At 64.6% G+C, this 13,534-nt stretch carries 14 protein-coding genes and 1 riboswitch; of the genes, 3 read left to right on the forward strand and 11 right to left on the reverse strand.

All coding sequences use genetic code 11. The features are described 5' to 3' along the window. Genes D906_RS15650 through cobO form a run of 6 tightly spaced genes read right to left on the reverse strand, consistent with a single transcriptional unit; the run spans position 1 to position 5,892 of the window. The gene (locus tag D906_RS15650; RefSeq protein ID WP_019099292.1) at positions 1-1,455 is read right to left on the reverse strand and encodes a cobyric acid synthase; all 1,455 of its coding nucleotides are present in this window, start codon (positions 1,453-1,455) and stop codon (positions 1-3) included. Next, the gene (cobD, locus tag D906_RS15655) at positions 1,452-2,444 is read right to left on the reverse strand and encodes a threonine-phosphate decarboxylase CobD (protein ID WP_019099293.1); all 993 of its coding nucleotides are present in this window, start codon (positions 2,442-2,444) and stop codon (positions 1,452-1,454) included. The genes D906_RS15650 and cobD overlap by 4 nt, the downstream gene beginning before the upstream one ends. Continuing rightward, positions 2,437-3,345: an adenosylcobinamide-phosphate synthase CbiB gene (gene cbiB, locus D906_RS15660; protein ID WP_016715472.1), complete on the reverse strand. Its 909-nt coding sequence runs from the start codon at positions 3,343-3,345 to the stop codon at positions 2,437-2,439. Before cbiB ends, cobD begins: the two co-directional genes overlap by 8 nt. Continuing rightward, a complete protein-coding gene (gene bluB / locus D906_RS15665) occupies positions 3,342-3,992 on the reverse strand; it encodes a 5,6-dimethylbenzimidazole synthase (protein ID WP_016715471.1) in 651 nt (216 codons plus the stop codon). Before bluB ends, cbiB begins: the two co-directional genes overlap by 4 nt. Next, complete coding sequence (locus D906_RS15670; RefSeq protein ID WP_019099294.1) at positions 3,989-5,284, reverse strand: cobyrinate a,c-diamide synthase; 1,296 nt, start codon at positions 5,282-5,284, stop codon at positions 3,989-3,991. Before D906_RS15670 ends, bluB begins: the two co-directional genes overlap by 4 nt. Then, positions 5,281-5,892, reverse strand: a complete 612-nt coding sequence (gene cobO, locus D906_RS15675; RefSeq protein WP_016715469.1) for a cob(I)yrinic acid a,c-diamide adenosyltransferase — start codon at positions 5,890-5,892, stop codon at positions 5,281-5,283. The genes D906_RS15670 and cobO overlap by 4 nt, the downstream gene beginning before the upstream one ends. Positions 5,893-6,011: 119 nt before the next feature. After that, a riboswitch (cobalamin riboswitch) is annotated at positions 6,012-6,232 on the reverse strand. 167 nt (positions 6,233-6,399) lie between these two features. Here cobO and D906_RS15680 point away from each other — a divergent pair. Continuing rightward, positions 6,400-6,978: a hypothetical protein gene (locus D906_RS15680; RefSeq protein WP_019099295.1), complete on the forward strand. Its 579-nt coding sequence runs from the start codon at positions 6,400-6,402 to the stop codon at positions 6,976-6,978. A 140-nt stretch (positions 6,979-7,118) separates the two neighbouring features. Here D906_RS15680 and D906_RS15685 read toward each other — a convergent pair whose 3' ends face one another. The 5 genes from D906_RS15685 to D906_RS15705 form a co-directional block, all read right to left on the reverse strand. Continuing rightward, positions 7,119-7,652 carry a C40 family peptidase gene (locus D906_RS15685; RefSeq protein WP_016715467.1) on the reverse strand — a complete coding sequence of 178 codons (534 nt, stop codon included), beginning with the start codon at positions 7,650-7,652 and terminating at the stop codon, positions 7,119-7,121. A 139-nt stretch (positions 7,653-7,791) separates the two neighbouring features. Continuing rightward, entirely contained in the window at positions 7,792-8,433 is a 642-nt protein-coding gene (locus D906_RS15690; protein ID WP_019099296.1) for a C40 family peptidase, read from the reverse strand. Positions 8,434-8,560: 127 nt separating this feature from the next. Next, positions 8,561-9,268: a DnaA regulatory inactivator Hda gene (gene hda, locus D906_RS15695; protein WP_003252443.1), complete on the reverse strand. Its 708-nt coding sequence runs from the start codon at positions 9,266-9,268 to the stop codon at positions 8,561-8,563. 152 nt (positions 9,269-9,420) lie between these two features. After that, positions 9,421-10,494, reverse strand: coding sequence for an AI-2E family transporter (locus tag D906_RS15700; protein WP_019099297.1), 1,074 nt, complete (start codon positions 10,492-10,494; stop codon positions 9,421-9,423). A gap of 12 nt (positions 10,495-10,506) precedes the next feature. Further along, positions 10,507-11,565, reverse strand: coding sequence for a DUF2066 domain-containing protein (locus D906_RS15705; RefSeq protein ID WP_027609868.1), 1,059 nt, complete (start codon positions 11,563-11,565; stop codon positions 10,507-10,509). A 254-nt stretch (positions 11,566-11,819) separates the two neighbouring features. On the opposite strand from D906_RS15705, the gene purM reads away from it, so the two are divergent. After that, positions 11,820-12,878, forward strand: a complete 1,059-nt coding sequence (purM, locus tag D906_RS15710) for a phosphoribosylformylglycinamidine cyclo-ligase (RefSeq protein WP_003252437.1) — start codon at positions 11,820-11,822, stop codon at positions 12,876-12,878. After that, the gene (gene purN, locus D906_RS15715; RefSeq protein WP_019099299.1) at positions 12,878-13,531 is read left to right on the forward strand and encodes a phosphoribosylglycinamide formyltransferase; all 654 of its coding nucleotides are present in this window, start codon (positions 12,878-12,880) and stop codon (positions 13,529-13,531) included. The genes purM and purN overlap by 1 nt, the downstream gene beginning before the upstream one ends. Positions 13,532-13,534 lie beyond the last annotated feature (3 nt).

Genomic DNA, 13,534 nt, shown 5'->3' on the forward strand with positions numbered 1-13,534 from the left:
TCAGGCTACCCCACAGAGTTGGCGCAAGCGCGTGGTGTCCAGGTGTTTTTCCACCAGGTCGGCCAGGCGCTCGATGTCGCGCTCGCGCAGGGCTTCGTAATCGATGGTCTGGGCATCTTCCAGGCCGGCCCAGCGCAGCAGCGCGGCGCACGAGTGGCTGCCCTCGAACAGGCCGTGCAGGTAGGTGGCAAGGATCTGCCCATCATCGCTCACCGCGCCATCACAACGACCATCAGCCAGTTGCACGGCAGGCTGTTCCAAACCAGGGCCGGTGGTGACGCCTGCGTGAATCTCATAACCGGCAACCGGGGCCGCTTCAAGGTTCAGTACCCCGGCAACGTTGCGCAACTGCTTCTGGGCCTCAAGCACCGTGGCGTAATCCAGCAGGCCAAGCCCCGGGCTCGATCCGGCAGGGCCCTCGAGGCCTAGCGGGTCATGCACTTCACGGCCCAGCATCTGCAGGCCACCACAAATGCCGATCAGCTTGCCGCCGTAGCGCAGGTGCCGCTCGATGGCTTTGTCCCAACCGCGCTCGCGCAGTTGCGCCAGGTCGCCACGCACGCTCTTGGAGCCCGGCAGGATGATCAGGTCGGCAGCCGGAATCGGCTGGCCCGGGCCAATGAACTGCAGGTCCACCTGCGGGTGCAGGCGCAGCGGGTCGAAGTCGGTGTGGTTACTGATGCGCGGCAGTACCGGCACGATCACCTTGAGCACACGCTCGCTTTTGGCGCCTTGGCGCACATCGATGCCGTCTTCGGCTTCCAGGTGCAAATCGGTGACGTAGGGCAACACGCCCAGCACCGGCTTGCCGGTGCGTTGCTCCAGCCAGTCCAGCCCCGGCTGCAACAGGGCGATGTCGCCACGGAAGCGGTTGATAACAAAGCCCTTGACCCGCGCCTGCTCACTGGGCGAAAGCAGCTCCAGCGTGCCGACAAGGTGCGCGAACACGCCGCCACGGTTGATGTCGGCGACCAGGATCACCGGGCAATCGACGGCTTCGGCAAAGCCCATGTTGGCGATGTCGCCGGCCCGCAGGTTGATCTCTGCCGGTGACCCGGCGCCCTCGACCATGACCACCGGCCAGGCGGCACTCAGGCGCTGGTGCGAAGCAAGCACCGCCTGCATGGCGATGGCCTTGTAGTCGTGGTAGGCCACCGCATTCATGCTGGTGACCGCACGGCCATGAATGATCACCTGGGCACCGGTGTCGCTGTTGGGCTTGAGCAGTACCGGGTTCATGTCGGTATGCGGCGCCAGCCGGCACGCCTGGGCCTGCACTGCCTGAGCGCGGCCAATTTCGCCGCCGTCGGCGGTTACCGCGCTGTTCAGCGCCATGTTCTGCGGTTTGAACGGCACCACAGCGACGCCCTGGCGCAACAGCCAGCGGCACAATGCGGTCACCAGCGTGCTCTTGCCGGCATCGGAGGTGGTGCCTTGCACCATGAGGGTGGTCATGCCGATTCCTTTTGATAGTCGGTCAGCGCCTGGGCCAGGCGCTGTTCGTCGGCCGCACTCTCGGGCAGCCCCAGGCGCACGGCCGGAGGGTTTTCGAACAGGCGCACCAGGATGCCGCGACGGGCAAGAAAGTCATGCAACGGCGCGGCACGCTCGCTGCGCACGTACTGGAACAGGTCACAACCGCCGCTTGGCGCCAGGCCTGTGCCAGCCAACAAGGTGGCAAGGCGCTTGCTGGCAGCAGCGCAACGTTCAGTCTGCAAACGCTGCGCAGCTTCGTCGGCCAAGCTTGCCTGGGCCAGCACCCGGGTCGGGCCGTTGACGGTCCAAGGGCCAAGCAACTCGGCCAGACGCAACAGCAGGCTGCGCTCAGCGGCGACGAAGCCCAGCCGCACTCCGGCCAAACCGAAGAATTTACCGAATGAACGCAGCACGATCAGGCCCTCGCGACCCGCGCAGTCCACCACGCTGTCTGCCGGGGTGTTGTCCATGAACGCTTCATCGACCAGCAGCCAGCCACCGCGCGCAGCCAGGCGCGCATGCCAAGCCAACAGCTTCTCACGCGGGACCCGCCGCCCGGTCGGGTTGTTGGGGTTGACCAGCACCAGCACGTCGAGGCTATCGAGCGCTGCGTCAACCTGTGCCTCGTCCAGCTCAACCAACTGATGTCCCGCCCGCTGCCAGGCGTACGGGTGTTCGGCATAACATGGCGTCAGCACCCCTGTCCGGCCTGCGGCGCGCAGCAGCGGCAAAGCCTGGATTGCGGCCTGAGAGCCCGCTACCGGCAGCAGCTGGCTGGCACCGTAGTACGCGCGTGCAGCGTCTTCCAGGCCGTCCTCGACCTCCGGTAGACGCGCCCACGCATCCATAGGAATCGGTGGGATCGGGAATGGCCAGGGCGCGATGCCGCTGGACAGGTCGAGCCACTGCTCGCGAGGAATGCCATACTGCTGCACTGCGCGCAGCAGGCGGCCACCGTGTTCAAGCATTGATGTAAGCCCCCAGGCAGATCAACAACAGCCACAACCACACCCCCCGCTGCACCAGGGCCCAACCACGCTCGATGGCATCGGCATCGGCCACTGGCCCCTCGCCCAGGCGCGGCCGCTCATGAAGCTCGCCGTGGTACACCGCCGGGCCACCGAGCTCCACGCCCAGTGCACCGGCACCTGCAGCCATCACCGGGCCGGCGTTAGGGCTGTCCCACAGGGGGCCCTGCTTGCGCCAGCAGGCCAGGGCCAGGCGGGTCTTGCCCAGCAGCGCATAAGTCAGCGCCACCAGCCTTGCGGGAAGGTAGTTGAGCACGTCGTCGATACGCGCCGCGCACCAGCCGAAACGTTCGAAGCGCTCGTTACGGTAGCCCCACATGGCATCCAGCGTGTTGCTCAGGCGATACAGCACCACACCCGGCGCGCCAGCTACCACGAACCAGAACAGCGCGGCGAACACCGCATCGCTGCCGTTCTCCAGCACCGACTCGGTGGCCGCCCGGGCCACTGCCGGCTCGTCCAGTTCGCGGGTTTCGCGGCTGACCAGGTAGCCGACGCGCCGACGCGCCTCTTCAAGGTTGCCTTGGCGCAACGCGTTGGCCACCGGCAGCACATGCTCACCCAGGCTGCGCAGCCCCACGGCGCAGTACAGCGCCAGCACATCCACCAGCCAGCCGATGTAAGGCAGCCACGACAAGACCAGCGCCACCAGGGTCAGCGGCACCACCGCCAGAAACCACGCACTCACCCCATGGCTACGCCAGCCGCGCCCGCCGGCATTCAGGCGGCGCTCAAGGTTACTGGCCATGTTGCCAAAAGCCACCAACGGGTGACGCCGCTGCGGTTCGCCCAGCAAAGCGTCCAGGGCTACCCCGGCCACGGTCAGCAAGGCCACGCTCATTGACGCTCTCCCCATTGGTTCTCGTAAAGCATTTCGCTCAAGGGCCGCTCTTCGGCCCAGTTTTCCTGCACCAGCATCGGCACCGGGTAGAACTCGGTGACCGGCCCCAGGCACAGCACCGCCACCGGTTTGGCGCCCGCAGGCATGCCCAGCAAAGCGGCCAAAGCCTGCGGCTCGAACAGCGACACCCAGCCCATGCCCAGCCCTTCGCCACGCGCAGCCAGCCACAGGTTCTGGATGGCACAGGCCAGCGAGGCCAGGTCCATTTCCGGCAGCGTGCGGCGGCCGAAGATGTGCGGTTCCCGGTTATCCATCAAGGCCGCCACCAGCAGCTCGGCGCAGTCGTTGATGCCTTCAACCTTCAGCTTCATGAAGGCATCGGAACGCTCGCCCAGCGCCTCGGCGGTGCGCACCCGCTCCGCCTCCACCAAGGCCTGGATGCGCCCACGCAGGTCACGCCGGGTAATGCGGATAAAGCGCCACGGCTGCATCAGCCCGACACTGGGCGCCTGATGCGCGGCGGCCAGCAAACGGGCAAGCAGCTCTGGCGCCACCTGGCCACCGGCAAAATGGCGCATGTCGCGACGCTCGCCAATGGCCCGGTAGATCGCGGCGCGCTCGACGTCGCTGAAGGCATGTTCGCTCATGGCCGCAACAGCGCCGCCGACGCATCCGGGTTGGAGGGGAAGTAGAAATGCACGTATGAGGCCGTCAACCGGCCCGAGCGATACACCGCTTCGTTGCCACGCCCGCCATTAGGGCTAAGGCCACGGGCGATCGGTTCCAGCTCGGTGCTGGTCAGCGAGTGATGGTAGGTATGGCCACGCAAGGTGCCCTCCGGCAGTTCTACCGCCTGCAGCGCCAGGGCCGCCAGGCGCTTCTGCATGGTCGCCTCGCCCCGCAGCAGGCCCAGCAGTTCGGCACGCTCGCCTGCCACGTCGGTCAAGGCATCGAGCAGGTACAGCATGCCGCCGCACTCGGCCAGCAAGGGTTTGCCCTGAGCATGATGGGCGCGGATTGCCTCGCACATCGGCGCATTGGCGGCCAGGGCATGGTGATGCAGCTCGGGGTAGCCGCCCGGCAGGTACAGGCTATCCACCGCCGGTAGTTCGCGGTCGTGCAGCGGCGAGAAGAATTCCAGCTGCGCCCCGAGGTTGCGCAGCAGATCGAGGTTGGCCCCGTAGGTAAAGGCAAACGCTTCGTCGCGTGCCACGCCGATGCGCACCCCTGCCAGCGAAGCAGCACACGCTTGTGTTTCGGGCTCGGCAAAGCTCACCGGCGGTGGCAAGGCTGCGTCGCAGCTGGCGCCAAGCGCCTCGGCGGCGGCATCTAGGCGGGCATCCAGGTCGTTCAGCTCGCTGGCCTGAACCAGCCCAAGATGGCGGCTGGGCAACTCGATGCCGCGCTCGCGCGACAAGCCGCCATACCAGCGCAAGCCCTGGGTCAGGCTACCTTCCAGCAGTTGCGCGTGGCGCAGGCTGCCCACCCGGTTGGCCAACACCCCGGCAAACGGCAAGTCGGCCTGGTAGCGCGCCAGGCCCAGGGCCAATGCGCCGAACGTCTGGGCCATGGCCGTGCCGTCGATCACCGCCAGCACCGGCACGCCGAAGTGGCGCGCCAGGTCGGCGCTGGACGGGGTGCCATCAAACAGCCCCATCACCCCTTCGATCAGGATCAGGTCGGCCTCGCCCGCGGCGTCCCACAGCAGGCGACGGCTTTCTTCGGCACCGATCATCCACAGGTCCAGTTGGTACACCGGCGCGCCGCTGGCGCGCTCCAGGATCATCGGGTCAAGGAAATCCGGGCCACACTTGAACACGCGCACCTTGCGCCCGAGGTTACGGTGCAAGCGGGCCAGCGCGGCGGTGACGGTAGTCTTGCCCTGGCCAGAGGCTGGTGCCGCGATCAACACGGCGGGGCAATGGCGCGATTGACTCACAGTTCAACGCCCTTCTGTGCGCGAATGCCCGCCTGGAAGGCGTGCTTGAGCATACCCATCTCGGTCACGGTATCGGCCAGTTCGATCATTTCAGGCTTGGCCGCGCGACCCGTGACAATCACATGCTGCATCGGCGGGCGGGCCTGGATGTCTGAAAGCACCTGGTCCAGGTCGAGGTAGCCGTGCTTGAGGGCGATGTTCAGCTCATCCAGCACCACAAACTGCACATCTGGGTCTTGCAGCAGCTGGCGCGACACCGCCCAGGCGGCTTCGGCGGCGGCGATGTCACGCTGGCGGTCCTGGGTTTCCCAGGTGAAGCCCTCCCCCATCACGTGGTAGCGCACCTGCTCAGGGAAGCGGCGGAAGAACAGCTCTTCCCCGGTGCTGTTGCGGCCCTTGATGAACTGCACAACACCGCACTGCATGCCATGGCCCAGCGCGCGCGCGAGCATGCCGAAGGCCGAGCTGCTCTTGCCCTTGCCATTGCCGGTCAGCACCAGCAACAGGCCGCATTCGTTGGGGGAATTGGCGATACGTTCGTCGATGACCGCCTTCTTGCGCTGCATGCGCGCCAGGTGGCGTTCGTCACGTTCGGTGGATTCGCTCATCAGGGTTCTCCGCTGGCTGGCACCGTGGCAACGCACGCTGACAGGTAATAGGCAGGCAAACGGAGTACGCGCAGGGGCCATGGCAGGGCGCCACGGTGCACCGCGCATCACCCTCCGTGATGCCGTTGGCAGTAACAGGCCGGTCTCCGGGCTTGTGAGCGGGCTTTGGCCCGGGCCTGCGCGCCTTCCCGGGTACCTGTACCCAGTGGCCCTGCGCGGCCGCGACTCACCTACCGTTGCGGGGGCAGCGCCGGAATCGCGCCATGCTGGCGCCCACCGGCTTCCCAGTTTCACCCTGCCCAGTCGGGGCTGGCAGGGCACCTGAAACACGCGCGAAGGTTAGAGGGTTGTACCGGGAGCGTCAATCGAAGCGGGCCGCTTTGCAGCCGAACAGGCAGCGCCTGGGTAATGGCCAATTCGCCGGGTTGTGCCACACTGAATGCAGTGATATCACATAGCCATCACTTTCAGCTGGACGCGATTACAACGATAACAGGAGAGCGCAGCATGCGAGGCCAGATCATCAACAACCCGCGCCTGGAGTTTCTCGCCCCGGTGCTGGAGCGCTGGGGGGACTGCATCGACCGCTTCAATCAATTTGCTGGCGATGCCGAAGCGCCTTATTGGCATGGCGCAGCCGCGAATACCGGGCTGCTTGCCGCAGCCGCGTGGCAGGCCGAACTCACGGCGCTGCAACAGTTTGCCGGCAAGAAGCAGCGCGACGAAGGCGAACACGAAGGGCGCTGCGACCTGTCGATCACCAGTGCCGATGAAGCGCTGTACCTCAGTGTCAGCCAGCGCTGGCCAAAAATTGCCCGAGTGGACATGGCCGAAGCGTTGCAGCAGACCGCTGCCCTCGCGCGCCAGGTGGCCTACCCCAGTCAGTTGAGAGCCGCCGCGCTGTTCATCAGCCCGTGGAAGGCTGGCCAGCACGCCAGCCCCGAGGAACTGCAGGACCTGGTCGACGATTTGCAGAACCATACCGCCTGTGCCATTGCCTGGTACTTTCCGTACCCCTATCGCAAATTGCACAACGAGCTGGGGCAGTATTTTCCGGGGGTGGCGTTGCTGCTCAAGCAGGCTTGAACCAACGCCGGCGCAGCGGGGATCTTGGTCTTGATCTTCGCGACGTCAGGAGGCCGGAGTGAGGCCTCCTGACGTCGCAATCAGCGGCGCCTGAAGTATCGCGCGCTTAAAATCAGAAGCAATGGCAACGGCCCTGGTATTCAGGGGTTTTGCGCCAGGTGCCCCTGCGGAATCACCCGCTTGGCCTGCAAGTACGCCTTGGCCCAATAGCTGTTGGAAAGGTAGTCCAGGCGCACCGTTCCGCCTGTCGAGGGCGCATGCACAAAGCGCCCTTCGCCAACGTAGATACCGGCATGGCTGACCTGCGAGCCACCACTGGTAGCAAAGAACACCAGGTCACCGGACTGCAGCGACTGGGCATCCACCGTGGGTGCGCGCATGACGATCATCTCCCGCGTCGAACGCGGCAGGCTGATGCCGGCAGCATCACGGTAGACGTACTTGATCAGGCCACTGCAGTCGAAGCCGGAGTCCGGCGTATTGCCACCCCAACGGTAAGGCGTACCCACAAGGCCAATGGCACGGATCAATACGTCATCGGCAATCGGCGAGGGGCTTGGCTGGCTGTAGGAAACCTGCGGCTGAACCACAGGGGCCGGCGCTGGAGCGCGGCTGGAGCAGGCAGCCAGCAAGGCTGCCAGGGAGAGAAATGCGAAGCGCGCCATCTTTACCATGGCCAGAACATCCTGTCTGAGATTGCTGCGCTGCAGCCAAAAAGAGTTGAGAATTTAGATTAGACGCTTTCTGTAAATACGCACGGCGGCGAGCTTTTTTCAAAGCATCGCCGCCGTGGCAGGGTACAGCATTTTGCCATCAGTTGCGCGCGATGTTGGTCGGCGCCATGGCCAAGGCACGCTTGGCTTCGATGAAGGTCTTGCTCCAGTAGCGGTCACCGAGGCTGTCGATGCGCACGCCACCGCTGCGGCGGCTGCTGGAGTGGATGAACTGGTTGTCACCCAGATAGATGCCGGCATGGCTGACGCGGCCGCGACCGTTGGTGCTGAAGAACAGCAGATCGCCCGGCTTGAGCTTGTTGCGGGCCACTTTCGGGGCATCGACGTTGATCATTTCGCGCGTCGAGCGTGGCAGGGTCATACCCGCCTCTTCGCGGAACAGATAGCCGATGAAACCGCTGCAGTCGAAACCGGACTTTTCAGAGGTACCACCGAAGCGGTAGCGAGTGCCGATCAACGACATGCCGCGCTCGAGAATACTGTCCGCCAGCACGGGCAGCTGGTAGGGCTTGCTGTTGCTGGAGAAGGCCTCCAGGTCATCTTCAGTGGCCAGCTCTTCCGGCTCGCCGAACACCGACGAGGACGAAGCTTTAGCCTTGATCACCGATTGTGTGGCGACCGGGGTGTGATCCTGAGGCTGAGAAACCGGGCCTTGGGCCGCGCAGCCAAAAAGCAGGGTCACGAGTGCGAGTGGCACGAGGGGTGCGAAGCGCTTTAGCATGGGCACGACCGTGTCTGTAATCCTTTAGAAGGGTGAAACTATGCCCTCTATCATGGCCATTTGCAAATTTTATCGAAAAAGATGTGACTTTTTTGTTTTGCCGCTCTGGCCCAGCGTTTTCAGGGGGTTACCAGCCGAGGGTTTCCTTGAGGAACGGAATGGTGAGCTTGCGTTGTGCCTGCAGCGAGGCCTGGTCGAGGCGCTCCAGCAGGTCGAACAGCGCGCTCATGCTGCGCGCACCGCGGGTGAGGATGAAGTGACCGACTTCGTCGGTGAGGTGCAGGCCGCGGCGCGAAGCACGCAGTTGCAGGGCTCGCAGCTTGTCTTCGTCAGACAAACCACGCATCTGGAACACCAGGGCCAAGGTCAGCCGCGACTTCAGGTCCGGCAACTTGATGGGCAATTCGCGCGGGGATGCCGAGGCGGCCAGCAGCAAGCGCCGGCCACTGTCACGCAGGCGGTTGAACAAGTGGAACATGGCCTCTTCCCAGTCCGCCTTGCCGGCAATCACGTGCAAGTCGTCGATGCATACCAGTTCGTACTGGGCGAGGTAGTCAAGCAGTTCTACGCCGCGATCGAGCAGTTGCGCTAATGGCAGATAGACAGCAGGTTCGCCGCGTTGCTGGAAGCGGTGGGTGGCAGCCTGCAGCAGGTGGCTACGGCCAACACCCTGCTTGCCCCACAGGTAGATAAGGCTCTCGGTCCAGCCGGCGTCGGCTTCGCATAGCCGCTCGACGTAGCCCAATGCCGCAGCATTGGCGCCCGGATAGTAGTTGATGAAGGTGGCGTCATCGCGCAGGCGCACACCCAGGGGCAACTGGATCGGTGGTTTCATGCTCGCGGGCGGTCAGCAGGACCGAAGGGGCCTTTGGTGAACAATGTTGCAAAGTCTATACCCGCAAGGCGGGCCGCACAATCACGGCAACAGATAGCACAAGCAAAATCAACAAGTTGCGCTAAGTTGGGGGCTGCATCGCAGCCCCAACATCACAACTGCGGGTCGATATCCCCGGCATACATGTCCGATTCCTTGTACATGTCATGCACATGCCGCAGCAGCACCATGATCACGGCCGCCACCGGCAGTGCCAGCAACACCCCGGTAAAACCGAACAGTTCGCCACCGGCCAGGATGGCAAAGATCACCGCTACCGGGTGCAGGCCGATTCGGTCCCCTACCAGCAGCGGCGTCAACACCATGCCTTCGAGTGCCTGCCCGACCATGAATACCGCGACGATGCCCAGCATCGGATACAGGTCGCCCCCAAACTGGAACAACCCCGCCACCAAGGCCGCACCGATACCTATGATGAAGCCCATGTAGGGCACGATGGCGGCCAACCCTGCGAGCATACCGATGAGCAGGCCCAGTTCCAGCCCGACCAGCATCAACCCGGCCGAATAAATGACGCCCAAGGCCAGCATTACCATCAGTTGCCCACGCACGAACGCCCCGAGTACTTCGTGGCATTCGCCCGCCAACCCGACCACCTGCGGCTCACGCTGGCGTGGCAGCAGGCTGCGCAGCTTGGCCATCATCAGGTCCCAGTCACGCAGCAGGTAAAAGCCCACCACCGGAATAAGTACCATGTTGGCCAGCCAGGCCATCAGCGCCAGGCTCGAGGCCGTGGCATGCGACAGCAGCATGCCGACGATGTCGGTGGTCTGGCCCATGTGGCCAGCGATGGCAGCTTTGATCTTGTCGAACTTCCAGAAGCCATCAGCCAGGCCCAAGCGGCTCTGCACCCAAGGCAACGCAACATGCTCAAGCCAGTCGAGCATCTGTGGCGCCAGCTCGTACAGGCGCACCAGCTGCTTGGCAAGCATCGGCACCAGCACCAGCAGCAGGGCCAGCAACAGCAGGGTGAACAGGCCGAATACCACCACAACACCCCATGTGCGCGACAGCCCCAGACGCTCCAGGCGGTCAACCAATGGGTCGGCCAGGTAGGCCAGCAGGATGCCGACCAGAAACGGGGTAAGAATGTTGTGCAAGCTATAGAGCAGCACAGCGACCAGCAGGGCAGCGCCCAGCCAGATCCAGCGACGAACGTCGGTCACGGTATGCTCCCCTTACCAGCGAAAACGCAGGCCGTCGAACGGCTTGGGCGCAGGTTGGGCCGGCGCAGGTTGCTCACCGGCTGCCGGTGCTGGCGTAGCGGGCGCTACCGGCACCTGCTCTGCGGGCAACTCCTGCAACTTGGCCAGGCCGAGTTGGGCGCGCAGCTGTTCGCGGTTGCCGGTCACACCATAGGTCAGGGTGGTGCCTTCAGCCATTTGCAGGCGTGGGCCATAGGGTTCGAGCACACGGGCAAGCTCGGCATAGCGCTGCAGGTTCACCCCCTGCACCTGTACCTGCATCTGGCTGCTGGCACCCGGACGGGTGACATAACGCGGCGCCAGGCGACTGCTGACCGCCAACATGACCGCGTCAGCCAGGGCAGCCGGGTCGCCCCCTTCGGCCGTGCCTTGTTCACGCTGGTCGCCCAGCCACAGCTGCCACTTGCCCTGCCATTTGCCATCGGCTTCCTGTGCATGCACCGCCAGCAAGGCATCGGCGCCATAACGCTCGGCGGCCTCACGCAAAGGTGCCGGGTCGGTGGCTTCGACCTGCTTGGCATTGGCTACCAGCTGCTCCTGCAAGTCGGCCAGCGGCAAGCGCAACGGCAAGCCACGGTGCTGGGCGGCACGGCGCAGGGGCTGGGCGCTGGCCTGGCCGTCACCGACCAGGCTGCTGCCCTCGGCACTGTCATTCAGCCACCAGCCGAGAATCGAAGGCCGATTGCTGCCCCACAGCGCCAGGCCGGCCTTGCGCAAGGCCCGTTCGGTGCTACCGGGGTCGAACTCGACCACCACCGACTCGGGTGGGCCGGCCTCGCTGCCAACCTGGTTGATGATTTGCTGCGGGTCTTTGCGCAACTCGGCAAGTGCCGGGCTTTGCACTGCCTTGGGGTCGCCGGTCAGGCGCAGCACCAAAGTGTCGAGGGCTTTGGCAGTGGCGGCAGTACGGGCTTCGGCGCCCTGCCCGGCCATTGGCTCGCGCACCTGATAAAGGCCAGCGACATTTTCAGCCTGGGCTGCAACCGATATCAGGGCCAGGCCGCCGACCGCCAGAATATTGAACAAACGCATGGAGGATTCCTGTCCAGTCGAGCATGAAGCTCGCTACTTGCAGCTTATACACATGCAACCGCATCAACCACCCTCAGCCCTTTTTCAACAATTTACCGCCCTGCCCGTCGGCCTGAGGATGGCCGCTGCCCGGCAACCCTGATAAAATCGCGCGCCTTCACAGACCACTGACGTTCAGGCAGCCGCCGTCTACCCGCCGGCCTTGGCCGTCTTGGTCGTTTTTAAGAATCCCTCCCTCCTAAAGGCCTGGATCAATGAGCAAGCAACCCTCCCTGAGCTACAAGGACGCCGGTGTAGACATCGACGCCGGCGAAGCACTGGTCGAACGCATCAAGGGCGTGGCAAAACGCACCGCACGCCCTGAAGTCATGGGTGGCCTGGGCGGCTTCGGCGCCCTCTGCGAGATCCCGGCCGGCTACAAGCAGCCGGTGCTGGTCTCCGGCACCGACGGCGTCGGCACCAAGCTGCGCCTGGCGCTGAACCTGAACAAGCACGACAGCATCGGCCAGGACCTGGTCGCCATGTGCGTGAACGACCTGGTGGTATGCGGCGCCGAGCCGCTGTTCTTCCTCGACTACTACGCCACCGGCAAGCTGAACGTTGACGTGGCCGCCACCGTGGTCACCGGCATTGGCGCCGGTTGCGAACTGGCCGGCTGCTCGCTGGTCGGTGGTGAAACCGCCGAAATGCCTGGCATGTACGAAGGTGAAGACTACGACCTGGCCGGTTTCTGCGTCGGCGTGGTGGAAAAAGCCGAAATCATCGACGGCTCCAAGGTTGCCACTGGCGACGCGCTGATCGCCCTGCCGTCTTCGGGCCCGCACTCCAACGGCTACTCGCTGATCCGCAAAATCCTCGAAGTGTCCGCTACCGACATCGAGAACACCCAGCTGGACGGCAAGCCGCTGACCGACCTGCTGATGGCGCCGACCCGCATCTACGTCAAGCCGCTGCTGCAACTGATCAAGAACACCGGCGCCGTCAAGGCCATGGCCCACATCACCGGTGGCGGCCTGCTGGATAACATCCCGCGCGTACTGCCGAAAAACGCCCAGGCCGTGGTTGACGTGGCCAGCTGGCAGCGTCCGGCGGTGTTCGACTTCCTGCAGGAAAAAGGCAACGTCGACGAGCACGAAATGCACCGCGTACTGAACTGCGGCGTGGGCATGGTCATCTGCGTAGCCCAGGACCAGGTTGAAGCTGCCCTGAACGAACTGCGCGCCGCCGGTGAGCAGCCGTGGGTCATCGGCCACATCGCCGAAGCCGCCGAAGGCGCCGCCCAGGTCGAGCTGCAGAACCTCAAGGCACACTGATGCCGAGCAAGACCTGCAATGTAGTGGTACTGCTGTCGGGCTCCGGCAGCAACCTGCAAGCCCTGATCGACAGCTGCCAAGGCCAGGACAGCCCGGTGCGCATCCGTGCGGTGGTTTCCAACCGCGCCGATGCCTACGGCCTGCAACGTGCCGCGGCGGCCGGTATCGACAGCGTGGTGCTCGACCACACCCAGTTCGACGGCCGTGAAGCCTTCGATGCCGCGCTGGTTGCGCGCATCGACGGTTTTGCGCCGGACCTGGTGGTGCTGGCCGGCTTCATGCGCATCCTCAGTGGCGACTTCGTGCGCCACTACCAGGGTCGCCTGCTCAACATCCACCCGTCGCTGCTGCCCAGGTACAAGGGCCTGCATACCCACCGGCGGGCACTGGAGGCAGGCGACGCCGAGCACGGCTGCAGCGTACACTTCGTGACTGAGGAACTCGATGGCGGCCCACTGGTCGTACAGGCTGTGGTACCGGTGGCGTCTGACGACACCGTCGAAAGCCTGGCCCAACGGGTACACCGTCAGGAACACCTGATCTACCCGCTGGCGGTGCGCTGGTTCGCTGAAGGGCGCTTGCGCCTTGGCGAACAGGGCGCATTACTGGATGGCCAGCCCCTGGCGGCCAGCGGTCACTTGATTCGATCCTAGGAG

The organism is Pseudomonas sp. LAIL14HWK12:I1 (genome assembly GCF_003202095.1).
GTDB classification, from domain to species: Bacteria; Pseudomonadota; Gammaproteobacteria; order Pseudomonadales; family Pseudomonadaceae; genus Aquipseudomonas; species Aquipseudomonas monteilii.